This is a genomic window from Weissella thailandensis, from assembly GCF_001932615.1.
GTDB classification, from domain to species: domain Bacteria; phylum Bacillota; class Bacilli; order Lactobacillales; family Lactobacillaceae; genus Weissella; species Weissella thailandensis.
Map to the genome: position 1 here is coordinate 1,934,377 of NZ_CP014332.1, position 25,137 is coordinate 1,959,513.

22 protein-coding genes and 1 pseudogene are annotated in these 25,137 nt (G+C 40.4%); 3 read left to right on the forward strand and 20 right to left on the reverse strand.

What is annotated here, in order from left to right; translation table 11 throughout:
* Positions 1-68: 68 nt before the first annotated feature.
* Positions 69-1,169: an A/G-specific adenine glycosylase gene (gene mutY / locus FOL01_RS09665; RefSeq protein WP_075270426.1), complete on the reverse strand. Its 1,101-nt coding sequence runs from the start codon at positions 1,167-1,169 to the stop codon at positions 69-71.
* A 126-nt stretch (positions 1,170-1,295) separates the two neighbouring features.
* On the opposite strand from mutY, the gene rpiA reads away from it, so the two are divergent.
* Positions 1,296-1,997 carry a ribose-5-phosphate isomerase RpiA gene (gene rpiA, locus FOL01_RS09670; RefSeq protein WP_075270427.1) on the forward strand — a complete coding sequence of 234 codons (702 nt, stop codon included), beginning with the start codon at positions 1,296-1,298 and terminating at the stop codon, positions 1,995-1,997.
* An 84-nt stretch (positions 1,998-2,081) separates the two neighbouring features.
* Here the strand turns inward: rpiA and FOL01_RS09675 are convergent, their stop codons facing one another.
* From FOL01_RS09675 to menB, 6 genes are all read right to left on the reverse strand, one after another.
* Positions 2,082-3,317: a sensor histidine kinase gene (locus tag FOL01_RS09675; RefSeq protein ID WP_083603486.1), complete on the reverse strand. Its 1,236-nt coding sequence runs from the start codon at positions 3,315-3,317 to the stop codon at positions 2,082-2,084.
* On the reverse strand, positions 3,317-4,012 hold the full coding sequence (locus FOL01_RS09680) for a response regulator transcription factor (protein ID WP_075270428.1): 696 nt from the start codon (positions 4,010-4,012) through the stop codon (positions 3,317-3,319). Before FOL01_RS09680 ends, FOL01_RS09675 begins: the two co-directional genes overlap by 1 nt.
* 212 nt (positions 4,013-4,224) lie before the next feature.
* Entirely contained in the window at positions 4,225-5,580 is a 1,356-nt protein-coding gene (locus FOL01_RS09685) for an APC family permease (RefSeq protein ID WP_075270429.1), read from the reverse strand.
* 267 nt (positions 5,581-5,847) lie between these two features.
* Positions 5,848-6,369 (reverse strand): GNAT family N-acetyltransferase, encoded by a 522-nt coding sequence (locus FOL01_RS09690; protein WP_075270430.1) that lies wholly within the window; start codon positions 6,367-6,369, stop codon positions 5,848-5,850.
* Between the two features lie 319 nt (positions 6,370-6,688).
* Entirely contained in the window at positions 6,689-8,140 is a 1,452-nt protein-coding gene (locus FOL01_RS09695) for an o-succinylbenzoate--CoA ligase (protein ID WP_075270431.1), read from the reverse strand.
* Between the two features lie 90 nt (positions 8,141-8,230).
* Positions 8,231-9,049 carry a 1,4-dihydroxy-2-naphthoyl-CoA synthase gene (menB, locus tag FOL01_RS09700; protein ID WP_075270432.1) on the reverse strand — a complete coding sequence of 273 codons (819 nt, stop codon included), beginning with the start codon at positions 9,047-9,049 and terminating at the stop codon, positions 8,231-8,233.
* A 132-nt stretch (positions 9,050-9,181) separates the two neighbouring features.
* Here menB and FOL01_RS09705 point away from each other — a divergent pair, with 132 nt between their 5' ends.
* Entirely contained in the window at positions 9,182-9,556 is a 375-nt protein-coding gene (locus FOL01_RS09705) for a PaaI family thioesterase (RefSeq protein WP_075270433.1), read from the forward strand.
* Between the two features lie 158 nt (positions 9,557-9,714).
* Here FOL01_RS09705 and FOL01_RS09710 read toward each other — a convergent pair whose 3' ends face one another.
* From FOL01_RS09710 to FOL01_RS09720, 3 genes are all read right to left on the reverse strand, one after another.
* A complete protein-coding gene (locus FOL01_RS09710; RefSeq protein WP_075270434.1) occupies positions 9,715-10,041 on the reverse strand; it encodes a YdbC family protein in 327 nt (108 codons plus the stop codon).
* 23 nt (positions 10,042-10,064) lie between these two features.
* Complete coding sequence (locus FOL01_RS09715) at positions 10,065-11,054, reverse strand: asparaginase (RefSeq protein WP_075270435.1); 990 nt, start codon at positions 11,052-11,054, stop codon at positions 10,065-10,067.
* A gap of 86 nt (positions 11,055-11,140) precedes the next feature.
* A complete protein-coding gene (locus tag FOL01_RS09720) occupies positions 11,141-12,550 on the reverse strand; it encodes an APC family permease (RefSeq protein ID WP_075270436.1) in 1,410 nt (469 codons plus the stop codon).
* A gap of 437 nt (positions 12,551-12,987) precedes the next feature.
* On the opposite strand from FOL01_RS09720, the gene FOL01_RS09725 reads away from it, so the two are divergent.
* On the forward strand, positions 12,988-14,376 hold the full coding sequence (locus tag FOL01_RS09725; protein WP_075270437.1) for an amino acid permease: 1,389 nt from the start codon (positions 12,988-12,990) through the stop codon (positions 14,374-14,376).
* 396 nt (positions 14,377-14,772) lie between these two features.
* On the opposite strand, the gene sufB is transcribed toward FOL01_RS09725, so the two are convergent.
* From sufB to FOL01_RS11130, 10 genes and pseudogenes are all read right to left on the reverse strand, one after another.
* The gene (sufB, locus tag FOL01_RS09730) at positions 14,773-16,182 is read right to left on the reverse strand and encodes a Fe-S cluster assembly protein SufB (protein WP_075270438.1); all 1,410 of its coding nucleotides are present in this window, start codon (positions 16,180-16,182) and stop codon (positions 14,773-14,775) included.
* A complete protein-coding gene (gene sufU, locus FOL01_RS09735) occupies positions 16,175-16,612 on the reverse strand; it encodes a Fe-S cluster assembly sulfur transfer protein SufU (RefSeq protein ID WP_075270439.1) in 438 nt (145 codons plus the stop codon). Before sufU ends, sufB begins: the two co-directional genes overlap by 8 nt.
* Positions 16,605-17,783, reverse strand: a complete 1,179-nt coding sequence (locus tag FOL01_RS09740) for an aminotransferase class V-fold PLP-dependent enzyme (RefSeq protein ID WP_075270440.1) — start codon at positions 17,781-17,783, stop codon at positions 16,605-16,607. The genes sufU and FOL01_RS09740 overlap by 8 nt, the downstream gene beginning before the upstream one ends.
* A complete protein-coding gene (locus FOL01_RS09745; RefSeq protein WP_075270441.1) occupies positions 17,770-18,906 on the reverse strand; it encodes a SufD family Fe-S cluster assembly protein in 1,137 nt (378 codons plus the stop codon). The genes FOL01_RS09740 and FOL01_RS09745 overlap by 14 nt, the downstream gene beginning before the upstream one ends.
* A gap of 10 nt (positions 18,907-18,916) precedes the next feature.
* Complete coding sequence (sufC, locus tag FOL01_RS09750) at positions 18,917-19,666, reverse strand: Fe-S cluster assembly ATPase SufC (protein WP_075270442.1); 750 nt, start codon at positions 19,664-19,666, stop codon at positions 18,917-18,919.
* A 14-nt stretch (positions 19,667-19,680) separates the two neighbouring features.
* Entirely contained in the window at positions 19,681-20,277 is a 597-nt protein-coding gene (gene nrdG, locus FOL01_RS09755) for an anaerobic ribonucleoside-triphosphate reductase activating protein (protein WP_075270443.1), read from the reverse strand.
* Positions 20,264-22,441 (reverse strand): anaerobic ribonucleoside-triphosphate reductase, encoded by a 2,178-nt coding sequence (gene nrdD, locus FOL01_RS09760; protein WP_075270444.1) that lies wholly within the window; start codon positions 22,439-22,441, stop codon positions 20,264-20,266. The genes nrdG and nrdD overlap by 14 nt, the downstream gene beginning before the upstream one ends.
* Positions 22,442-22,462: 21 nt before the next feature.
* Positions 22,463-23,745 (reverse strand): annotated as a pseudogene (locus FOL01_RS09765) (NRAMP family divalent metal transporter).
* A 256-nt stretch (positions 23,746-24,001) separates the two neighbouring features.
* Positions 24,002-24,964 carry an alpha/beta hydrolase gene (locus tag FOL01_RS09770; RefSeq protein ID WP_237342632.1) on the reverse strand — a complete coding sequence of 321 codons (963 nt, stop codon included), beginning with the start codon at positions 24,962-24,964 and terminating at the stop codon, positions 24,002-24,004.
* On the reverse strand, positions 24,964-25,116 hold the full coding sequence (locus FOL01_RS11130; protein ID WP_156835018.1) for a hypothetical protein: 153 nt from the start codon (positions 25,114-25,116) through the stop codon (positions 24,964-24,966). Before FOL01_RS11130 ends, FOL01_RS09770 begins: the two co-directional genes overlap by 1 nt.
* Between the last annotated feature and the right edge of the window lie 21 nt (positions 25,117-25,137).

Sequence of the window (25,137 nt, forward strand, 5' to 3'; positions counted from 1 at the left end):
AACATTAATATTTGTTCTGCTGCCCAACAGAAATTATTATCATAAATCAAGTAATCAATTGCCTGATTTTAGCTTAAGCGACGCCAAATTTTTTCTTGAATTTTAGGTTGTGGATCCTCTTGCAGGTCATCAAATGATCGCCACATACCGCGAACTAACTGTTGTGGTGCTACTTCTGCCGTTAAAATTGTGACCGTCCACTTCAAATGCGTGTACACATGGGTTACTGGACGACCGGTTACCTTCTTTAAATCAGCCACCACACCATAATCAACGGCTAGTCTTTTCTGAGTAGCGGTAATCATTTCATCTTCAGTCCAGTTGGCATCACTATCTGTAATAAAATCTGTTAATGCATACAAGGGCATCGTCCAAAAGTTTCCTAATAAACCATTGGCTGGCCGTTGTTCCCATAAATAACCGGCTGGTGATTTCACAGCAATTGCAAAATAAGTAACTGGTTTAGGCTTAGGTGCTTTTGTTTTTACCGGGTAAAAATCCTCGGTCCCATCTAAGTATGCTGCATTAAATGCTTTGACTGGCGAGTGCTCACTATCATAATTTTTAGCACTCATATATGATGATCCTAAATCCATGATTGCTTGATTAAAATCACCAGGACGTTCTGGATCAATTAACTGTTCCCCTACTTCAAAGAAAACTTTCCTCGTTTTTGCTTGAGCAATATCGGCATCAATTTTGAACAACCGTGAAAATACCCGAAACGCATTCCCATCAATAGCTGGCACAGGTTCATTAAAAGATATACTAGCAATCGCTGCTGCCGTATATGGGCCAATTCCGGTTAATTTCTGCAAAGCGGCCATATTGTTTGGCCAAACACCTGCATAATCATTAACAACTTGTTGGGCAGCTTTTTGCATATTACGTACTCGTGAATAATAGCCGAGTCCCTCCCAGGTCTTCAATAAAACCTGTTCCGGAGCTTTTGCTAAGTCTGCTATTGTTGGAAAGGTCGCCATAAAGCGCTCAAAGTATGGGATGACTGTTTGCACCTGAGTCTGCTGTAACATAATTTCAGATACCCAAACATGGTAAGGTTCATGGTCTCTACGCCACGGTAAATCTGCGCGACCTTCTCTGTCATACCATTCAAGTAATGTTTGACGGAATGCCGCTATTTTATCTTCATGCCACATCTCAATCATGAATTTTGCCACCTTTTTTAAAAGTTATTTATCCAGTGTAACATTTTCTGATTTCAAATTTGCCTAAACCATATGTTATGAGCGATAATGGAAATAAGAAAAAATTAAGAAAGAGGCATTAACCTTATGGCAGACCAAACTGCACTAAAAAAGTTAGCCGGTTATCGTGCAGCTGAATTCGTTGAAGATGGTATGGTAGTTGGAATCGGTTCAGGTTCAACTATCGCCTTTGTTGTTGAAGCACTGGGGAAACGTGTTGCTGAAGAAGGATTAAAAATCAAAGGGGTTCCTACTTCAGATAAGACACGGCGTACAGCAGCAAAACTTGGTATTCCCATGCATAATGTTGATGATGTTGATCATATCGATATAACCATCGATGGTGCTGATCAAATTGATGAAAATTTTGCAGCAATTAAAGGTGGTGGAGCTGCCTTACTTTGGGAGAAAATTGTCGCTGTTAACTCACGACGCAATATTTGGGTCGTCGATGATACAAAAATAGCCCCTCACTTAACGCATTACTTACCTGTAGAGGTTATCCCTTACGGTGCTGAACAATTATTTAAGCGCTTAAAGCAAAAAGGTTATGAACCAACCTGGCGCTTAGACCAAAACGGTAACCCGGTTCGTACCGATTCGGCCAACTTTCTATTTGATTTGCATTTTGATAAAATGCCCGACCCATTCAAACTAGGTCGTGAACTAACTAGTATGGTTGGTGTCGTTGAACACGGTTTGTTCCTAAATATTGTTGACCAAGTAGTTGTTGGTCGTGATGATGAGACGATTGCGGTTTTTGATTCACATCCCCAGCCCTTAATCTAATTAAATAGCTGAGGAAACGTAAATTAAAAGACAGGTAAGAAAAATCCATGGATTTTTCTTACCTGTCTTTTTTCATAAATCACATTATGAGGCACTTTTTTGGCCTTTCGGAATTAACATCTTAAAAATCGTACCATGTGGTTTATTATCCAAAATTTCAATCGCTCCACGATGTCCTTGCACGACCCATTTGGCAATCGACAATCCTAGACCATGACCACCAGTTGAACGTGAACGAGCTTTGTCAATTCGATAGAAACGATCAAATAAGTGTTCCTTATCCTCTTCTGAAACGCCTTTACCAGTGTCCGCTACTGTTAACTTGACCCCACTACTTGTTGCAGCCGCAGTAATAGTGACACTGGCGCCTTCACCAGCATACTTTTGAGCATTATCAGTAAGAATCACCAACAGTTGACGTAGACGCTGAGCATCCCCAACAATCGGCAACGTTTCTGGGACATCAACTTGCAACGTTTGTTGTTTTTCATTGGCATTATATTCATAAATATCGCCAACTTCACGTACCGTCTTAGCCAAATCCATTTCTTCAAACTCAAACATTGGAATATCCGCATCAGCTTGTGAAAGGGTCAATAAATCTCCGGTTAGATGATTCAAATGTCTAACTTCGGTCAATGCATTGGCAACGCTTTCGACTTGATCCATTACCGTATCATTTGGATGTTCCAACATACGTTCCAAATTATTTTGAATAACAGTCATCGGTGTTTTAAATTCATGCGCAGCATCAGCGACGAATGTTCGCTGCTGATTCCATGAACGAATAATCGGACGCATATTAGCTCTCGTTAATGCCATTCCCATCAATAATAGCGCTAATTCAGATAGCACATAAATCCAAAACAAACGCGTCTGATATGATTCTACTAAATCATGCTCTGCCGTGACATCGACATAGGCCAACTCACTACCTTTACGATTGAAGAAATACCAGCTGCCCCGATATTCACGCAAATATACGTGGTTAGATTTAGGTAAATCCAACGTCTTTTGAAAGGCACCCACATAATCGGTAATCTGTGCCGTTTCATTTTGGACAACGGGCCGATCAAAACGATTCGCTTGTACATCAAAAGCACTTTCCACACGTGATTGGGCATTACCATACATCACTGTTCGGAATTGACTAATTGAAAAGGTACCGATCAAAACGAAAACTAAAGTAAAGCCAACCACCATTAAAATAGTCATTTTAACCTGTTGTGACAATGAAGCGCGGATTCTCTGTAGCCACTTTGGTAGTCTTAATTTGTTAAAACAATGGTGTTGCTTTTCAGCCAGTTTCGTTTTGGCCATTATTCCTCAGTCGTCGCGCTCAATGTGTATCCCACATTACGCAATGTTTTGATATTGACTTGGGCCTCCGCTTGACGCAAGTTCTTTCTCAAGTTAGACATGTAAACTTCGACAACCGTCAAAGATGTATCAGAATCAAATCCCCATAGTCGGTCAAAGATTTGATCCTTGGTAACTATTTGACCCACGTGTTGCACTAAGTATACTAACAGACCAAATTCACGACCTTGCAAACTAACTTCTGTATCATCAACTAGCACCTTGTGTTGGTCCACATAAATTTGTACATTACCAACTTCCAATGCGCCATCTTGTCCAAGCACACCTGTATGACGTAATAACGTCTTTAAACGTGCCAAAAGTTCTTCTTTATAGAAAGGCTTCGTAATATATTCATCAGCACCTAGGTCAAATCCTTGCATTTTATCAGCTATTTCACCCTTAGCCGTCAGCATCAGCACTGGCAAATTTGGAAACTGTTCTTTAGCCTTTTTCAAAATAGTGAAACCATCTTGTCCAGGTAACATCACATCCAAAACGACTGCATCATATACCCCTGACTCGATTTCGAACCAGCCTTCATCGCCATCGTGGACCTGAACAACTTCACCTAGGTCAGAAATTGTTTCTTTCACTGTATCATTCAACGCATAGTCATCTTCGACAATTAATAATTTAACCGTATTTTCTGCCATAATGTTACCGTCCCTCTTGCACTTGTTAGTTTTGTTATTTTCAATATAAACACTGAACCTTAAAAACTACCTATTTTCAACTTATTTATACCTTAAATATTTAAGGTTCCTATTTCATATTATAGAGCACTTTCTTGCACAAAAAAACAAACTGCTACCAAAGAAAATGGCACAGTTTGTTTAATGTTTAAAATTTATGAATTGATAAATAGCTACTTTTTCTTACCTGCAACATAACTAATTAATCCGATAATGACCCAAATACCCAAAATAACGTATTCGTAAGGCCAAACTAGGGAAACTGATGTACCCGGAATAATAGTCGATAATGCAATTAGAATAGCAATCACACCACCAATAACGGGCAGTGATAAATGCTTATTACGGAACCCACCCTTTAAATCAGGGTACTTCTTACGGATAGCTAACAAATTAAAGGCGTTGATTCCCCAGGCTAAAGCCATTAAGAAACCACCAATATCCAAGAAATACGTTAGCGCACCTTTTCCTAACCAGCCAAGAGATAATACCAATACTAAGGTCATTACGATAGCACGACTAGGCGTACCATACTTTGGATGTACATTAGCAAAGTAACTTGGCAAGATTTTTTGTTCAGCTAGTGAATAAATCAACCGTGGTGCTGCTGAGAACAATGCTAAGAAACTTGTTCCCAATCCTAAGAAAGAGATAACAAAGGCCGCTGTTCCCAAGATTGGGAAGCCTTCTGCCTTAAAGGCATCGATTGTTCCCATTTCCATGGTTGCAGTACTTTGCCATGGGTGAATCCAAGCTGATGCCAAGAGCACTAATAGATAATAAGCTGAGGCAATCATAATCGCAATCACAACGGTGCGCCCAATTTTTCGTGCTGGGGTCTTCACCTCTTCAGCCATCACACCGATTGATTCCCAACCCGTCAAAAACGTCATTGCTGGCAAAATAAAACGAAAGATTTCAGGTGTTTTAGCTTGATGATCATAGAATGCTGGCCAAAAATTACTTGGTTTCCCATGACTAAAGCCCACAACAACTAGGACCACTCCAATAACAACTAGTAGAATAAATAACACGATTTGCACATTACTTGTCAGGTTTGCACCACGATAATTAATCGCGAAGATAAATAATGTAATCAATACTCCCAAAATTAATTCTGTATAGTGAACTTTGACCCCTGCAAACGAGTAAGTTGGTCCAGTCGCAATTTTTGGAATGATTTGTGAAAGTAACATACTAGATGCTGTAACATAAAAGGCTAACGCACTTAGGTACGACCCCAGCAATGCCCAACCGGCAAACATACCACCTTTTTTCCCAAAGGCCTCATACCCATAAACAACTTCACCACCTGCTTTAGGATAAACCGTTGATAACTCGGCAAATGACAGCGAAACCAGAATCGCTAATACTGATGCCGCTAATAAACCAAAAATTTCTCCACCCGCACCATATTGGTGGAAAAATTGACTATTTGTATAAATCCAACTACTACCAATTACGCCACCAGCACCTAAGGAAATAATTCCTAATGTGCTAATGCTAGGCTTAAGCCCATTCTGTGCCATAAATAATTCTACCTTTCTAAACCTACCTTGAAGTACATGTCTAGCAACCCATTTTCTGTCCTAATTTACCTACTATATTAAAACATATCGCCTTGGGCACATACCACTACTTATCGACCATAATATAATACATTTATTAAGACTTATTTTACCCTAAAAATCCATTAAACAGGACTTTCTTTAGAAAAAACAAAAAAATCCCGAAAACTTGCCAAACAATCTGGTCAGTTTTCGGGTCAATAAACATGCTAATTCTATTTTAATTTCCTATCCTCTACGGATAACTGCGTCAATTGACAATGTTTGCATAGCCTGCAAATACTCCGTTGCCGTAACATCTTCCGTAGTTGCTAGTAGGTGGAAGATACCACCAGAATTTTCAGAAAGCAATTGCTTGTCCTCGAATCCATTACGCTTGTAGAAGGCATAACGCTTAACACGTTGCTCTTCATTTTCTGCTTGGTGGCCAGTCTTTTCAGCTTCCAGAATCAAACCTTTTGGATAACGTTCTTTCAAAATAGCCAAGGCACGGCTACCATACCCCTTGCTTTGAACTTTTGCATCCATCGCGAAATATAGCACAAACGCTTTGTCTACACCAATTTCACACAAATACAAAACACCAATTACCTGATCTTCATCAGTAACCACTTGCATCCTTGTGCCACTCTGTTGATCAGACATTGCAACTAGATCCGCAATGGAACGTTGCTCATATTCTGGGAATGCTTCAAGGTAAATACGTTCCCAGGCTGCTTCAGTCTTTGGCGTAACATCAATGATTTCCATTTTTTAACACCTCATTCTATCGACATAAATTATAAACTATCTACGATTATAACATGGATAGACATTTATAAAAAAAGAGCGAGACAAAAAAATGGTTGGGACATCATTGTGACCCAACCATTCCGATTATGCTGTTATATTACAATCCGCATAATCTATTTAGTAGTTATCTACTAAATTATACAGAACGTATCGCCCTTGTTTCCTTTTACAAGGGCGATACGTTTCGTTGATTGTGTATATCTGCCAAAACGTATCACCCCCTTTCCTAGATTACCAACTATTATAGTAGCTCATTTAGAAAATTCAAGGATAATGCCTATTCTATTTCTGATGCGTTTGCAAGCAAATCGCGTAATTTATGTCGTTGCACTTTACCACTAGCTGTACGTGGGAAGTCTGTCGCCTTGTAAAAATGAGCAGGCACTTTATAATGGGCCAACATATCGCGACCAAAGTCACGTAATGCTTGTCGTGATAGTGTTTGGCCATCCTTAAAGGTAACAAAAGCTACCGGTACTGCGCCCCACTTTTTATCTGGGACACCAACCACCGCAATTTGCTTGATTTCATCTAACTTCGCATAAATTGATTCAATTTCATCTGGAAAGACATTTTCACCACCGGATGAAATCATATCGCCCTCACGACCATCAATAAATAAGAAGCCTTCATCATCCAACCAACCCATATCACCAGTATCGAACCAACCATCCTCAAATGTATTGGCATACTTTTCGGGTTGATTTAAGTACCCCACGGCCAATGTTGGTGATTTAATTTGAATACGTCCATGCTGTTGGTCATCTTGGTGGGCAACACGAATTGAGACAGGGAATAACGGCTTACCTGCTGAACCTAGTTTTCGTTGCGCATTCGCTGCATCCAAAGCAATGACTTGCGAAGCTGTTTCCGTCATACCATACGACTGCACAACTTCAATACCAGCTGCTTTTGCCCGTTGTAAAGTTGTTAAGTCCGTTGGTCCACCACCCAGCAACATCGTGCGGAAATTTTTATGATAACGCGTATTGGCTGGCAACTCAGCTAATAATTGCGTCAACATCATAGGAACCACAGAAATTGTTGTCACTTCACCATTCAATAATGCGTGATTAATCGCGTGAACATCAAACTTTTCGAATAAGCGTACCCCCATACCGTAAATAAGCGAACGCATCATAATTGACAAACCGCTAATATGAAAGATTGGGACTACTGCTAACCAAACATCATCTGCCATAATACCCAAATTTAATGCTGAACCGACGGCTGAGTAAAAGTGATTGCCAAAGGTCTGCATGACTCCTTTAGGATTACCAGTCGTTCCAGATGTATACATAATTGATGTCACTGCATCTAAATCAAACTCGGCAACTGGTTCAATGAGAGTGGTTACCGGTATTGCTAAGACTTCAGTAAAAGATACTTGTTGATCCACTGACAGCGTCAATGCAAAATCATCGTCTTGGACAACTACCTGAACCCCTGCATCCTGTAATTGAAAATTAATTTCTCTGGCGGATAGACGCCGATTAATCAGCACGACTGTTTTCCCTAGTTGTTGGACAGCCAAAATCATCAAATAGCCTTGAAGTTGATTTGACGTAATCACCGCAATGCGTTCTTCATTTTGTGCTAATTGCGCTAATTGGGTTGCAATGCGCTGCACCTTTTCTTTCATCTGTGCGAAAGTTAACTTTGTTTCCTGATACTGGACGGCTAGTCGATCAGGTGATAACTGGGCACGTTTTGTTAGCCAATTTTCCATAATATTCCTTCTATTAATTTTTTAAAGCAAACTAGAACAAAAAACTCGATAACTGACAATCATTTGTCACATACCGAGTCCTAATATTTTTTATGGGAATTTTGGATACTTGTTAAAGTCTGGTTGACGCTTTTCAAGGAAGGCGTTCTTACCTTCTTTTCCTTCGTCAGTTGTGTAGTACAACATTGTGGCATCACCAGCAAACTGTTGCAAACCAGCCAAACCATCTGTATCAGCATTCATGGCAGCCTTAATAAAGCGCAAGGCAGTTGGTGACTTTTGTAGAATGATATTTGCCCATTCTATGGTTGCATCCTCAACTTCAGCCAAAGGAACCACGCGATTGATCCAGTTCATATCATAAGCTTCTTGAGCAGTATAGAACTTGTTCAAGAACCAAACTTCCTTTGCGCGCTTATGACCAATAACACGTGCTAGGTAACCTGAACCATAGCCAGCATCGAATGAACCAACCTTGGGACCAGTTTGTCCAAACATGGCATTGTCAGCAGCAATCGTCAAATCACAAACTAATTGCAAAATGTTACCACCACCAACTGACCAACCCTTAACCATCGCAATGATTGGCTTAGGAATAATACGCATCAAGTGTTGTAAGTCCAAAACATTCAAACGGGCAATGTGATCATGTCCAACATAACCACCATTACCACGTACTGATTGATCACCACCAGATGAAAAGGCCTTGTCCCCTTCTCCAGTCAAAATAATCACACCAATTGACGCATCGTCACGCGCAATTGAAAAAGCGTCGATCATTTCTTGAACCATATCAGGTGTGAACGCATTGTGATGGCGCGGATTATTCATAGTAATCTTAGCAATCGCATCAGCACGTTCAAAGAAAATTTCTGAGTATTCTTTAACTGTTGACCATTCTACTGTCATATTTATTTTGCCACTTCCTATTTTTTATCTCTTATATGCTACTAATGCATTATAATCTTTTCTATTATTTTTTCCAAATTAATATTAAAATGATGGTTAATTATATTCTATATTTAAATGCGAGGTATTACCATGGATGCACTGAAATTTCTAAATGTTGCAAACGATCTGGTCACGGCTGAAAAAACAATCGTGCGTTTACCAATCACCGACAATATCAAGCAACCTTATGGCATCGTGCATGGTGGTATCAATGCTTTTCTTGCCGAAACTGCTGCCAGTTTAGGAGCCAAGGCTAGTTTGACTGATCCAAATCAAGTGCCAGTTGGTGTCGATATTCATACGCATCATTTAAACGCAGCAACAGAGGGCACCTTGCTTGCCACTGCAACCCCTATCAAATTAGGTCACCGTATCCAAACTTGGACAGTCACGACTTTAATTGAGGAAACACAACAGCAGACATCAACATCGATTGTGACAATGATGATAACGACGCAAGGTTGAGACTTGCTATCAAATTAATAATAACTAATCTATTTTCAGCATAAAAGGGTTGGGATACTTATTATATCCCAACCCTTTTTGAATCCTAATAGATTTAATTCTATAATATTCCAACCGTTTACTACTAGACGGTGTTAGTACAGGAAGAAGGCACTCGCTTACATCTCGTCTAGGCGACCCCACTTGGGTTTATCATCGTCCGTATTGTCTGGCTGAGTATCAACATCATCGTTACCCGTGACATCTGTTACAGGTGCATGTTCAGCTGCTAGTACTTTTGTTAACACATCATACAATGCAACGATTTCATCATGGGATAAGGTTAGTCCTTTTCCCATTTTGCTATTATCTGGTGACCATGATCGTAAATCAAATTTAGGTTTATTCTCACCCCATTGCACAAAGTTTAACTGTAGTTCCCAACCACTTTTACTGGTTGATAACGCACCGAACTTTTCTAAAATATCATACGATAGTTTTGCCATTTGAACCTCCTCTGCGACAATACCTACACAAATCCAATATCATGAGCTGTTTGTGTCTGAATCATTTTTGTAATCGTTTGTGGATCGTGGGTCTGATCTAGTACCCACATCAATTTTGCCACAACCGCCTCTGTATTCATATCACCCACAGTGACTCCACCAGCATCCGCCACGCGTTTACCAACTTCATACAAATTGATATCTTGACCCTCTTCCAGAATTTGCGTCGTAATAATCACCGGAATATTCGCAGCAATTAACTTCTCAATACCTGGAATTAAGTTACGTCGTTGGAATGGCAGACCACCATTGCCAAAACTTTCAATAATAACACCATGAGTATTTTCAACTAAATAATCAAATATATCTACAGAAAGACCCGGAAATGCTTTAACAACAAAGATATTTGGATCCAATGAAGTATGAGCTTTTAACAAATGCTCTTCTGGTTCTGGTTCATATAGTGACACCATTTCCCCAGCATTCACGCTCGCCAGGTATGGATAGTTGATACTTTCAAACGCATCGTAACTCTTTGTTTTTGTCTTAACCGCACGCGTTCCCATCATGACTAAACCGTTAAATACAAGATAAACACCGGTCAAATGCGTTTGACTAGCAAACGTAACAGCATCATCCAAATTACGAATAGCATCCGACTTTGTCTCACTGATTGGAATTTGCGAGCCAGTCAAAACGACGGGTCTTTTAATACCATACAATAAATACGACAATGCCGCCGCTGTGTAGCCCATTGTATCTGTCCCATGAGTTACCACAAACCCATCAAATTCATCCTGTTGTTCTAAAATACGTCCAGCAATAATCAGCCAATCCTCTGGTTGCATATTGGTTGAATCTTTCCCCATGATATTTTCAACAGATATCGTCACATTATCACGTGGCACAACATATGTCATCAGTTCATTAGCTGTCATCCCCGGCGCTAAGCCTTGGGCAGTTTTCGTTGAGGCAATGGTCCCTCCAGTAGTTAAAACCAATAATTTTTTCATCGGCTTTTCTCCCATCAATTTCAATGACTAGTATTTAATTATTATCGCATATTTTTATTGGCGAAATATAGTCATTTTGATTTTACTTAGCTGTGCCGACTACCATAAAATAGGTAAACTAGAACACCGAGACCTAACCAGCCCAATGTTAAGAAAATTGCAGAAATATTTAATGAGCATAGTAACAAGAACGCTGCTAAAGCTGCCAATATTGGTAGTATCGGATAATACGGCATCTTATACCCACTATGGTCGATATCTGAACGATGGCGGAGTTTCAAAACAGCTAATCCAGCCACAATAAAGGCAATCAATGTTCCCGCTGAAACTAGATTTGCCAACATACCGATTGGAAAAATACCACCTAGAACGATCGCAATAATCGTAATAACAATCGTGGCAACCTTAGGTAGTCCCGTCTGATCTAACCGTGCAAACCGACGGGGCATTAGGCCATCACGACTAAATGAGTATACCAACCGCGACCCACCAATCAACAAGGCAACCAAACCAGAAAACATTCCCACTAAGGCTACCACCGACAACAAGTTAGCTGTAAATAAATGACCTGATTCACGTAATGCCCATGCAGCTGGCTCGGCATTACCGGCAAATTTTTCATATGGATACATCCCCGTCAAAATTGCTGCGACGCCAACGAATAGGGCTGTCGCGATCACTAAAGTCCCCACAATTGCTTGTGGCATTGTTTTCTGCGGATTTTTGACCTCTGCTGAGTTAGCAGCAATCGTATCAAAACCAATATACGAAAAGAAAATTTGGGTGGCACCCGCTATGATTCCGGTTAGCCCACCAAAGTGCGTCCCTGCTTGATGATGAGGAATAAAGGGCAACCAGTTATTTACTTGTATTGCGGTGGCACCCACAACAATAAAAATAATGATGACCACAATTTTCCCAATAACTAGCCAATTTTCGATCCGCGCAATATTTCGCATCCCACGAGAAGCTAATATACCAACTGCTAAAATCGCTAGTGCGCCAAACAAGTCGAAGCCAGTACCTTGCGCTAAATTAAAAGATGCCTGGAAAAATTTGGGTAATTCAAAACCAAAGCTTGCTAAAAATCCTTGGAAATAAGATGACCATGCTGATGAAACTAACGCCAAAGCAATCAAATACTCTGCTAAAATGGCCCAGCCGGCAACCCAACCAACAAATTCACCAAAAATAACATTTGCCCAAGAATAGATCGAACCTGCAAAAGGCATCGCTGAGGCTAATTCGGAATATGCTAAAGCTGATAACCCAGCAATCAATGCTGCGATAATAAAAGAAATAACAACTGCCGGACCAGCATACTCGGCTGCCACAATACCGGGCATCGTAAATACACCAGCACCGACCACCGTACCAATCCCCATGGCAATCATTTCCTTTTTACCCAATATTGGCTGTAATTTACCATCCTTATCAGCATAATTACTGGGATTTTCACGTCGAATCATTTTTTGCCATAAATTCAATTGCGCCATAATAAACCTCTAATCTCTCATGTAATGTACTATTCATTGTTCGTCATGCCCGGCATGAATATAACTTGTAAAGTTTCTCATGATACTCAAGCTACCGCTGACTTATTATTATTATTTGGTAAATAAATACGTCATTCATGTTGATGAGATTTTAAATTAACTCTTGTCATCTCGGAATAATGGTGCTATTCTTCTAATTATTAATTAATGCACGGAGGGAAATCGTTATGTTAGTTCATGCAGTTAAAAACTTAATCTTGGCAGACCACCAAACGACCACCACCTCAACCACCATTTTGGCTGGTTGGGTTATTTAACATGCTGTTAGTAAATATCGATTATTAACAAACCGTCCAACCAGCTCGACACCCCCTTGCGGTGCAAGTTGATTGGGCGGTTTTTTGTATACTTTTTTAGTAGAAAGAGGAGTTTGGCAGATGAAAAGTGAACAGGGAAAACCTGAACGTCAGTTAAAACGTTCGTTAACGAGTGGGCAAATGCAGATGATCGCACTTGGTGGCACAATTGGTGTTGGTCTATTTATGGGGTCAACATCAACCATCCAATGGACTGGTCCATCAGTGCTATTAGCCTATGCTTTTGTTGGTATTTTGTTGTATCTAGTGATGCGAGCACTAGGGGAAATGATCTTTATTAACCCAACAACTGGCTCATTTGCTGATTATGCAACGAATTATATTCACCCTTTAGCTGGTTATCTAACAAAATGGAGTAACGTTTTTCAATACATCGTTGTTGGAATCAGTGAAGTTATTGCCGTTAGTACTTATCTAAATTATTGGTGGCCGAACTTACCCGGCTGGATTTCCGGCGTTGTCGTCATTGCTACACTAGCTTTTGCAAACCTAACTTCTGCTAAAGCTTACGGTACGATGGAATTTTATTTTGCCATGATCAAGGTGGTCACGATTATTATCATGATTGTGCTTGGTGTAATGGTCATTTTCTTAGGATTAGGTAATAATTGGCATGCGATCGGGCTGTCAAATTTGTGGTCACACGGCGGATTCTTCACAGGTGGCGTTAAGGGATTCATCTTTGCGCTATCAATTGTCGTTGGTTCTTACCAAGGAATTGAAGTATTAGGTATCACTGCTGGTGAAGCAGAACATCCAAAGCATGCCATCGTTGCATCAATTCGTTCAATCGTTTGGCGTATTTTGATTTTCTATATTGGTGCTATTTTTGTTATCGTCACAATCTATCCTTGGAATCAACTGGACGCTGTTGGCTCACCCTTCGTTGAAACATTTTCAAAAGTCGGTATTTCAGGAGCCGCTGGTATTATTAATTTCGTCGTACTAACAGCTGCAATGTCAGGTGCCAACTCTGGTATCTACAGTTCAAGCCGGATGTTGTTTAAGTTATCAAAAGATGGTGAAACAGCAAAATCATTATCAAAGTTGTCATCACATCAGGTACCTTATGTTTCAATTCTTGCTATTTCTGGTGGTATTCTACTTGGCTTGATTTTAAATACGGTCTTTTCTGCATTAAGTAAATCAACTGCCGATTTGTTCGTCCTAGTTTATAGTTCAAGTGTGTTACCTGGTATGGTGCCTTGGTTTATTATCCTGCTCTCAGAATTAAGATTCCGCGCATCTAATAAAGCCTTGATGAATGAACATCCTTTCAAAATGCCACTATATCCATTAACGAACTACTTTGCTCTGATATCACTAGTAATCATCGTTATTTTCATGTTTATTAATCCAGACACTCGTATTTCTGTCTGCATCGGTGCTGGCTTCCTAGTTCTGTTGTCAATTATCTTCTTTGCTCGAGAAAGAAAACAACAAAACTAGAGAGCGTGACAAAAAATGTTTTGAAGCCGGTGTGTAACGATGATTGTGTTATTTTGAATCGCAGCGCAGCGAAGAGTCGGAATTACGCAATCGTTGTTACATTGAGGCTTCAATTTTTTGGATCGCGTTTATAGAGAGCGTGACAAAAGACGTTTTGAAGCTGGTGTGTAACGTAGTTTGCGGCATTTTTGGCCGTAGCAAAGCGCAGGACAGGAATGGCGCAAACTGCGTTACATTGAAGCTTCAGTCTTTTGGAACGCGTTTATGTAGAGCGTGACAAAAAATGTTTTGAAGCCGATAGGTCATTTACCAAACTATAATTAATGCATTTTAAATAAACCAGGCTAGGTATAATCTCAATACCTAGCCTGGTTTTTTTATTTATCAGTAAATTATTTAGCCAACACTACCCACCATTTGGAATTTAATCAACCGGTTGAGTTCGACCGCATATTCCATTGGTAATTGTTTGGTAAATGGATCCAAAAAGCCCATCACAATTAGTTGCGTGGCTGTTTCTTCATCTAACCCACGGCTTTCCAAATAGTAGAGTTTTTCTTCAGAAACTTTAGAAACGCGTGCTTCATGCTCAATCGTGCCATCACTAGTGGCAATATCGTTCACTGGGAATGTATCACTACTACTTTGATTATCCATAAGAATCGTGTCACATTCAACATGCGAATGGGCTCTCGCTGCTCGTTTCGTATATTTTACCAAGCCACGATAATCAGCGCGTCCGCCATCATGACAAATAGCTTTCGATATAATCGTACTATGCGTATCTGGTGCCATGTGTATCATCTTCGCTCCAGTGTCTTGATGCATGTCTTTACCGGCAGCTGCAATTGACAACATTGAACCGGTGGCGCCACGACCAGCTAAAAAAATACTTGGGTACTTCATGGTAACTTTAGAACCTAAGTTACCATCGACCCACTCCATCGACGCTGCCTCTTCCGCACGCGCCCGTTTTGTCTCCAAACTATACACATTCGTTGACCAATTTTGAATCGTCGTATAGCGGCAATAGCCGCCTTGCTTCACAAACACTTCAACCACAGCAGCATGCAAGCTATCTTCTGAGTAATTCGGTGCGGTACATCCCTCAACATAATTCACTGAACCACCTTCATCCACAATGATCAAAGTCCGTTCAAATTGCCCAGTTCGGCCAGCATTAATTCGAAAATAGCTTTGAATCGGAACATCTGCATGAACCCCTTTTGGTACATACAAAAAAGTTCCCCCAGACCAAACTGCTGTATTCAATGCTGCAAATTTATTGTCACTTGCCGAAATCAGGGTACCAAAATATTGTTTCACTAAGTCAGGATGTTCACGCAATGCCGAATCAGTATCCATAAAAATAATCCCCTGTGATTCAAGATCATGTTTTAAGTTGCTATACACCGCTTCAGATTCATATTGTGCTGCAGACCCAGCAAGATATGCTCGTTCCGCCTCAGGTACACCGATTCGTTCAAAGGTTTCTTTGATGGTATCCGGCACATCTTCCCACTGCCGAGCTACATGATTGGTTGCTCGTTGAAAATACTTAATATTATCCAAGTCAATTGGGCTTAAATCAGGGCCAAAACTTGGCAAGGGCATGTTTAAATAAATCTGATATGCCTTTAAGCGTAAGGCTAACATCCACTCTGGTTCCTGTTTAGCGAGTGAAATTTTGCGAATTGTCTCCTCATTGATTCCAGCACCCGTCGAAAAAATGGGGTCAACATCATCTACATTGCCTCGCTCCTCATTGGTATTGTGTGTTTGCAATGATTTGGATTCTTCAACCATTAGCTGTCCTCCAATCATTAAGAATTGCTGCCATCGTATGCCAAGCTAACGCACCACATCGCACGCGCGTTGGAAATTCACTGAGCGTGCTAAATGCCACACTATCGCCTAACTCGCTCTCGTTAACCGGCTGCCCCATAATAAGGTATTGGAAATTTCGTATTGTATCATCTGCAACATCTATCGTCTGACCAATTAACAAATCTGTTAACATACTGGCAGATGCTTGGCTGATAATACACCCATTCCCGGTGAATGAGATGTCGACTATTTCATCGTCTACAATCGTTGCAAATACGGTAATTGTGTCACCACAATCTGGGTTACGGTAAGTTTTTGTGAAATTAGCTGATTGCAATTCACCATAGTGATGGGGATGATTAGCATGATCAACAATAATTCGTTGATACAATTGCCTAATATCACTCATGCAATAGCTCCTTTACTTGTTGGATACCTGTCAATAATTGGTCAATCTCACTTAGTTTATTCTCAAAACTGACACTAACCCGAACAACACTTTCTGTGCCTAGAAAAGTCATCAGAGGTTCTGCGCAATGATGACCGGCGCGAACAGCCACACCAGCTGCATCCAAAATGGTTGCAACATCATGGGCATGCACTTTGCCAACATTAAAGCTGACCACAGCCCGGTGATCAGTAGCTAGTGGCGAACCATAAATGGTCACTGCTGGTATTTGCGATAACCCTTTCATCAAATAATCAACCAATTCATGATCAATTTGGCTAATCTTTGGATAACCAATCTGAAGAATATAATCGATTGCCGCCCCTAAACCTAATACACCGGCTATGTTCGGCGTACCCGCCTCAAACTTTAAAGGTGCCGGCTGAAAGGTCGCCGTTTGTTGGGTAACTTGATCAATCATCTCGCCGCCAAATCTCGTTGGCGTCATGTCAGCCAATAAATCCGTACGTCCATACAGAACACCAATACCTGTCGGCCCAAACATTTTATGACCAGAAAAAGCTAAAAAGTCCGCGCCCATCGCTTGGACATCAATAGCCATCTGAGCCACCGCCTGAGCAGCATCCACCATCAACACTGCCCCAACCTTGTGCGCAGCTTCTGCAATGGGACGCATATCTGTATACGTCCCTAATACATTGGACACTAATGTTAGTGATACGATTTTTGTATGTTTGTTAAGCAGTTTTTGCAATGCAACCATATCAATTTGACCATCCGGGGTAATATCAACTACTCGTAATTTGCTTCCGGTCATCGCCGCAACCTGTTGCCAAGGCACTAAGTTCGCATGATGTTCCATGACGCTGATAATAATCTCGTCATCCGCATGAAGATGTGTCGTCCCATAACCAAATGCCACCAAATTGAGCGCATCAGTAGCACCACTAGTAAACACAACATCTGACGCATTAGGCGCATGAATAAACTGCGCAACTTGTTGACGGACATGTTCGTATTGTTGCGTCACTTCATTAGCCAACCGATACATCCCCCGATGAACGTTAACTTTTTGTGTCTGATAATAGTTATCAATAACCTGCAACACACTATCCGGCATCGGTGTTGTTGCTGCATTGTCTAAGTAAGCTAATTGATCATACTTTGTCATAGAGATCCTCACCTGCACCTTTCTCAACAGCAGCCACAACCATTTTTTGGAAATCATCATTTAGTTCGTGCACCACTGGTGCAATGAAATTATAGACTAAAATTTTCCTGGCTTGCTGTTTCGTAATGCCTCGACTTAACAAATAATAAAGTTCTTCTGGATCATACTGGCCAACACTAGCCGCATGCCCAGCATTCACATCGTTTTCATCAATAATTAGTAGTGGATTAACAGTTCCTTGTGCTTTTTTGCCAACCGTCATTAGGCGACCTTCTTGTTGTGAATCAGAGCCATAAGCACCATGGTTAATTTGCCCAATGCTCGTAAAATTGACCTTTGACTGACCAAACAACACCCCACGCATGTTAATGCGACTGGTTGTATGGGGGGCCCAATGGTTCACGCTTCCTTGCAGCCCACAATAATCTTGGTTTATGCCAATTTTGACTGCGTTAAGTTTTGCTGTACTTCCTTGGCCATTTAAGTTTATCGCCACATCCCCCAATAACTTGCCATAAACATCAGGCACCAATGACCAATTCGTCTGACAATCCCTGTCCACATCGAGCGTACCAAACAATGATAGTTTCATCGGTGTCTGATTCTTGATTGCCGTCGCCAATGTTAATTGGCTATTATTCGCTTGCTGGCCAATAATCACGCAGCTATCCTGGGTTGCTGCTCCATGCATATTAATTGTTTGCTGCAGTGTCAGTTGACTACCTTCACCCAGTAAGACAGCTATCGTAAAAGCACCTGGGTGTGAGTTCATCAAATCAATTATCAAATTTAAGGGCTGTTTGATCACAACGTTATCGGGAATAATAATTTTTAGACCACTTAGCTGTTGTTGAAAATGCTGCAAAATATATTTATTTGCTTGATGATTCCGAACAAATGCTGCTACTTGTTCAGGGAATTGGTTTTCATCTTCAAGACGCGAAACCGTTATACCATAATCAGCTATTGCCACCCTGGTTGTTTCATCAACTGACCATTGCCAATCCACAGCTTCGTCAGGAGTGACAAATTCGTAATCCTTGGGTTCATACTTAATTCCCATGTAATAGGGATGTTGGGCCTGTTGTAATACATCTGTTGTCATTAACTCATCTAAAGACATCCTGACTTACTCACCCCTTTACATCTTGTTCGAGCCCTTCATACCCATTTTTTTCAAGCTCCTTGGCTAATTCCGGACCCCCCGTTTTAATAATGCGGCCACCCATCATGACATGAACCACATCTGGCACCACATAATTTAGTAGTCGTTGGTAATGTGTCACCATTAAACAACTGAAAGATTGGCTGCGCATTTCATTAATACCACGAGCAACAATTTTTAATGCATCAATATCTAAACCGGAATCAATTTCATCTAGAATGGCCATCGAAGGTTGTAACATCATTAATTGTAAAATTTCATTACGTTTTTTTTCACCACCAGAAAAATCCTCATTTAACCCACGGTCAGCATAGTCTTCATCCATGTCTAAAAATGCCATATTCTGGTTTAATGCTTTTAAAAATTTTAATACGGGTACTGCTTCATGATGATCACGTGCATCCATTGCTGAGTGAATAAAATCGGCATTCGTAATACCCGCTACTTCAACTGGATATTGCATTGCCAAAAAGACACCTGCCCGAGCACGTTCATCTGTCGCCATCTCAGTAATATCCTCACCGTTTAGTAAAATCCGACCGCTCGTAATTTGATAGCGTGGATTTCCCATAATGGTTTCTGACAATGTTGACTTTCCAGTCCCATTTGGGCCCATAAGTGCATGAATTTCACCATCATTAATCGTTAAATTAACATCATTTAAGATGACCTTATCCGCCACTGCTACTTCTAAGTGATCAATAATTAATTCAGCCACTGTTATCCTCCAAGTTATCTAATTAATCTATCCCAAATCTTCACTTCATCAGCTGCTAATGATTTTGGCACGTCAATGATTCTTTGATTAGAACTACCACGAAACTGTAAAGTTAAATCTTTCTTTTCCTCTAAAAATCGACCATCTACCAAAATATCAATAATACTCAACAGCTGTAATTTATCATAGGACTCTTGCATCAATTCATCCCATGTATAACCTGTCCAAGACCAGATATCTTTGGTATGACCAAATTCCTGTCGAATTCGCCGACATAGTTTTAAACAAACTTGCGTATTTAAAAATGGTTCGCCGCCCAGCAAGGTCAATCCCTGGACATAACTATGCGACATGTCAGCAATAATTTTATCCTCTAACTCCTGCGAATACGGCCGACCGTAATGAAAATTTTGAGCAACACGGTTATAACAACCTGGGCAATTAAATAAACACCCTGATACGTAGAGGCTACAGCGAATGCCTTCACCATCGACCATATTAAATGGTTTGTAGCTGGCTACATATTGTAAACTGCGTTCAGATGCTAACCATTCTTGTGGTTGCGGGTCATTGGGTTTCCTCACATGTCGCGGCCGATTAGAACGCACCATCATCAAGTCCCCCTAACTGCATATGTTTAACACGGGATGTAATTTCCTTATGCCGCCCATGAACCATTGGCCGAATCATTGGGTTTCCTAAATAGCCACAAGTTCGCTTAACGACATCACACGTCTTCGGATCTCGATTACCACATTGTGGACACTCAAATCCTCTTGCCGTTGCTTTAAATTCACCATCGAAACCACATTCAAAGCAGTGATCAATTGAAGCATTCGTGCCTAAATAACCCACACGGTCATAAGCCCAATCCCACACTGCCTCTAATGCAGCAGGATTTTGCTTCAAATTTGGGTACTCACAGTAATGAATAAATCCTCCCGCTGCATACTGCGGATAATCTTGCTCAAAGGCTAGCTTCTCAAAAGGTGTTGGATTTTTGCGTACATCATAATGAAAACTATTTGTGTAATATTCCTTGCTGGTAATATCTGGAATCATACCGAAACGTTCAATATCATCTTCACAAAAAGTATCCGTTAATGACTCAGCTGGCGTTGAATAAACACTGAAATGATACCCGTATTGCTTTTCCCACTTCAAACAGTAATCATGTAAGTACTTAACAATCGACACAGTAAAATCGTGTGCTTCTTGATTGTGTTCCCAATCACTGCCATAAAAAGCTGCACCAACTTCGTATAAACCAATATAACCAAGTGAAATCGTTGCCCGACTATTTTTAAACAATTCATCAACTGAATCAGTGGGTTTTAATCGCTTACCAAAGGCACCATTTTCATATAAAATTGGGGCATTCTCCGGCTTAGTTTCCTTACAACGATTCAAACGATTCATTAATGCTTTTTTAGCAACATGAATCCGATCGTCCATAATTTCCCAAAATACCTCTTTGTCACCCTTAGCTTCAATAGCCACTCTGGGCAAATTAATTGTGACCACCCCTAAATTCATCCGGCCGCTATTAACTTCCTGGCCATTTTCATCGTGCCAACCTTGCAAAAAGCTCCGGCAACCCATCGGACATTTGAAACTACCAGTCAATGCAATGATTTTGTCGTACATCAAAATGTCTGGATACATCCGCTTGGTCGCGCATTCCACAGCCAATTGTTTAATATCATAATTTGGGTCAGTCTTTGCTAAATTCAAGCCACGTTTCACAGTAAAAATCAGTTTTGGAAAAATTGCGGTTTGATGTTGCTTACCCAATCCCTTAATTCTGACCTGCAAAATAGCTTTCTGAATTTCTCGTTCGATCCACGACGTCCCTAGCCCAAATCCAACCGTTGTAAATGGTGTTTGGCCATTAGATGAAAATAGCGTGTTGACCTCGTACTCGAGTGCTTGCATGGCATCATAAATATCTTTTTTTGTTTTCTCGCGCGCAAAGGTCTCGCGTTTTTCTGGCAAAACCCATTGCCCAGCTTCCGTGAGATGCTTTTTATAATTCAAAGCCGCATATGGCGCTAATACCTCATCCGTTCGATCTGATGAACAACCACCGTACTGACTTGATGCAACATTCGCAATGATTTGTGACATCTGAGCCGTTGCCGTTTGAATCGACCGTGGTGGTTCGACATCAGCATTACCAATCTTAAATCCATTTGCTAACATATCTTTAAAATCAATCAAACAACAATTAGTCATCGATGTTAGTGGTGAATAATCCAAATCATGGTAATGAATGTCACCACGTAAATGTGCTTTGGCGACAGTCTGTGGCATCATGGTTAATCCCAGTGACTTACCGACCATGCCGGCTGTCAAATCTCTTCGTGTACTAAAAATATTACTATCTTTATTAGCATTTTCATGAACAACCGTATCCTGACCATTAAATAACTGGTGCAATTTATTACCTGGATTAATAACCGATTGCCATTTTTCAACATCCCTAGCACGATAATCGACATATTGATTGGCTAATGTCGTTTCTCCCATTGAAGTCAATGCACTAACAAACATGTCTCGAATACTTGATGATGACAACTCATCGTCTACTCCATTAATTTGTGAAAAAATACGTTGACGCAATTCATCTTTTAACGTCTGATTTTCAGTCAATGCATCAATGACTAAATCAATTTTATATGCATAAAATGGCGTCTTTTCCCCATTACTTTTTTCGACGGTTATTTGTTTTAATGATCGCCAGTCAATTTTTTGTATGACTTCTATATTTGCCATAAGGCTATCTCCTTTCTATTTTTACCAAATGCCAAGTGTTGGTCCCACCATATAGATACCAAATGCCATCACAATCAGACAAGCACCGGTTACTAAGAAACGATATATGCCGTGCATCCGATACTCTTTTGGCAGTGCTTTAGCTTCTAACATTAGTAAAAATCCTAAAACAATTGGCAACAATAAAGCATTCATCACTTCGACCGAAACAGCAATATCAACTAAATCAATGTTCATTAATACGATAATTGCCCCAATCACGTGCGCTAAGCAGTAAATTGTATAAAAACCAATGTTTGATTTATTCAGTGATTCATTCAAACTGTGGCGCCAATTTAAAACTTCGGTAACCCCCAAGTACCAGCTAAAGCAACCACTAGTGCTGCCACTAATGATCCTCCCATCAAACTTAATCCGGTAACAATTTTTGCTGGTGCTGATCCGATATAGGGTGATATAGCGGCCGCTAAATCACTAACAGAGCTTAACGAAACGTGCTTCCCAGCAACACCAACCGTTGCTGCAAAGGTCACAACAAACATAATCATGATACCTTGGGTTAATAAGGTACCGATTAATGTGTCATGTTTTTCTTTTGGAATATCATCCTTACTAAGATTTTTATCAATAACCGCACCTTGTTGGTAGAAAATCATCCACGGCATAATTACCGCACCAACATTTGCTGCAACCAGATATAAATATGAAGAGTTTTTCCAGGGAACCGTGGTCAAACCTTGTAAAAAATCACTAGGTTGAGGTTTTGCCATGAACATAGCTACCAAAAAAGCCAGTTCAGCGAGACCAATCAACACACCAATTTTTTCAATGCGGTGATAACTACCGCAAAAAGCAATCCCAATTAATAAAATAGTGGCAGTAGGAATGGTTAACCACTTTGAAACACCAAATAGTTCACCAACCCCAGCGACACCAATAAATTCTGTTAATAAAGCACCGATGGCTGATATACCTAAAGTCCCCGCAGATAACCAAGCCCATCCTTTACCAAAATGCTGTCGAATCAATTCACCATGGCCTTGTCGCGTCACAATGCCTAAGCGAACCGTCATTTCCTGCGCTGCATATAGAATTGGAATAAGCAATAATTGTGGCAAAACCATCGCATATCCCCATTGAGCACCAGACTGCGCTGCTGTAATTAAACAACCAGCATCAGTATCCGCCAACATCACAATCAAACCAGGACCATACACTTTCAAAAAACGTCCCATCTTTAACTTAGCGTTTTGCTGATGTGCTACTTTTACATCACTGATGACTCCTGTCGTATCTTCTGCCATACATCATTCTCCCCCAACTAATCTGTTAGGTTATAAGTCTAATTTCATAAAAAGAATATATCGCAACGGTATTTTTTGTTTTTTGTGAATTTTTTGAAAATAAAAAATAATCGCTTTTATACCAACGTTTACAGCGCCCTTTAATTAGAAATAAAAAATAACATAGCGTTACCTATTAACATAATGATAGTGAACAAAAAAGGCCAACAAACCATGTTTACCATAGCTTGTTGACCTTTTTTCATTTTTAAATATTCTATTTAGGCTGTTCTGCGAAATACTGCGTCATACAGAATTTGAAATTATCCAGCAAAAAGCGATTAGCGTCCTGCGCAATCTCAGCACTTCCAATCAAATTAAACGCATGATAGGCTCCTGAATATGTTTTAAAGTAAGTTGGCACGCCACTGGCTGCTAATCGGTCAATAAACGTGACCGTCTCACTATAAAATGGATCTAAATCACCAACAAAGGAAATCATTGGTGGTAACCCCGTCAAGTCTTCAGCTCGAGCAGGTGCAGCATATGCTGGTATTGCATGGGTACCATACAAATCACCCAAATATAACTGCCAAGATATCTCATTAGATTTTGTATTCCAAATCGGTGCATCATTGTTTAACGAGGTCGCTGTTGGCCGATCATCTAACATTGGGTAAAATGCAATTTGAAAAGCAATCGCAATTTCACCCTTATCACGAGCATATAAATTTAACGCTGTGGTCAAGCCACCACCAGCACTACCACCTGCTACGACTAGTTGATCACTACGAATACCATAATCATCTGTATGATTACGCAACCACTTTAACGCTGCATAGCAATCCTCTAAAGCAGCTGGATATGGGCTATCTATTGAGCGACAGTAATCTGGTGAGACGATTACCGCACCAGTTTCATTTGCTAATTGTGCAAAGGCATTCGCCTCTAGCTCTGGCAATTCTAGTGCATAACCACCACCATGAATCCACAAAATACCAGGTACATTTTCCTGCGGTACTTGGGGCGAGTAGACACAAATTCGTAATTTTGTACCATCAGGACGAGTAATATAATGTTGCTCATAATTTAAGTTAGTTCGATTAACACCACGCAAAACATCTGTTGCTTTGTTGATTAACCTAATTTTGTTCGGTGTCAAAGACGACGTAACTTTTCGAATCACTTTGCCAGCTTGGCGTAATTCTGGATCTATCATTTCATTAGTAATGTGCATCATTAACCCTCCTGATTATTTTTCATTGCCTCATCCTTTGCATCAGCGGCAATAATCTGACGTTCAAAAGCATCATTACGATTTTTCGCAACCTTCAAAGTGATAAATAATAACAAATTACCAATTAAACTTAACAACAAAACACCTTTTTTCATATTTACCCCCTAAGTATGGCG

Coding starts and splice junctions, on each gene's coding strand:
- nrdG (WP_075270443.1), bottom strand. CDS start 20,277: ATGGTGCGTTCTAATCGGCCGCGACATGTGAGGAAACCCAATGACCCG.
- FOL01_RS09675 (WP_083603486.1), bottom strand. CDS start 3,317: ATGGCCAAAACGAAACTGGCTGAAAAGCAACACCATTGTTTTAACAAA.
- sufB (WP_075270438.1), bottom strand. CDS start 16,182: ATGGTTGAAGAATCCAAATCATTGCAAACACACAATACCAATGAGGAG.
- nrdD (WP_075270444.1), bottom strand. CDS start 22,441: ATGGCAAATATAGAAGTCATACAAAAAATTGACTGGCGATCATTAAAA.
- FOL01_RS09695 (WP_075270431.1), bottom strand. CDS start 8,140: ATGGAAAATTGGCTAACAAAACGTGCCCAGTTATCACCTGATCGACTA.
- FOL01_RS09725 (WP_075270437.1), top strand. CDS start 12,988: ATGAAAAGTGAACAGGGAAAACCTGAACGTCAGTTAAAACGTTCGTTA.
- FOL01_RS09770 (WP_237342632.1), bottom strand. CDS start 24,964: ATGATGCACATTACTAATGAAATGATAGATCCAGAATTACGCCAAGCT.
- FOL01_RS09710 (WP_075270434.1), bottom strand. CDS start 10,041: ATGGCAAAACTATCGTATGATATTTTAGAAAAGTTCGGTGCGTTATCA.
- rpiA (WP_075270427.1), top strand. CDS start 1,296: ATGGCAGACCAAACTGCACTAAAAAAGTTAGCCGGTTATCGTGCAGCT.
- FOL01_RS11130 (WP_156835018.1), bottom strand. CDS start 25,116: ATGAAAAAAGGTGTTTTGTTGTTAAGTTTAATTGGTAATTTGTTATTA.
- FOL01_RS09685 (WP_075270429.1), bottom strand. CDS start 5,580: ATGGCACAGAATGGGCTTAAGCCTAGCATTAGCACATTAGGAATTATT.
- menB (WP_075270432.1), bottom strand. CDS start 9,049: ATGACAGTAGAATGGTCAACAGTTAAAGAATACTCAGAAATTTTCTTT.
- mutY (WP_075270426.1), bottom strand. CDS start 1,169: ATGATTGAGATGTGGCATGAAGATAAAATAGCGGCATTCCGTCAAACA.
- FOL01_RS09740 (WP_075270440.1), bottom strand. CDS start 17,783: ATGACAAAGTATGATCAATTAGCTTACTTAGACAATGCAGCAACAACA.
- FOL01_RS09680 (WP_075270428.1), bottom strand. CDS start 4,012: ATGGCAGAAAATACGGTTAAATTATTAATTGTCGAAGATGACTATGCG.
- FOL01_RS09690 (WP_075270430.1), bottom strand. CDS start 6,369: ATGGAAATCATTGATGTTACGCCAAAGACTGAAGCAGCCTGGGAACGT.
- FOL01_RS09705 (WP_075270433.1), top strand. CDS start 9,182: ATGGATGCACTGAAATTTCTAAATGTTGCAAACGATCTGGTCACGGCT.
- FOL01_RS09745 (WP_075270441.1), bottom strand. CDS start 18,906: ATGTCTTTAGATGAGTTAATGACAACAGATGTATTACAACAGGCCCAA.
- FOL01_RS09715 (WP_075270435.1), bottom strand. CDS start 11,054: ATGAAAAAATTATTGGTTTTAACTACTGGAGGGACCATTGCCTCAACG.
- sufU (WP_075270439.1), bottom strand. CDS start 16,612: ATGAGTGATATTAGGCAATTGTATCAACGAATTATTGTTGATCATGCT.
- FOL01_RS09720 (WP_075270436.1), bottom strand. CDS start 12,550: ATGGCGCAATTGAATTTATGGCAAAAAATGATTCGACGTGAAAATCCC.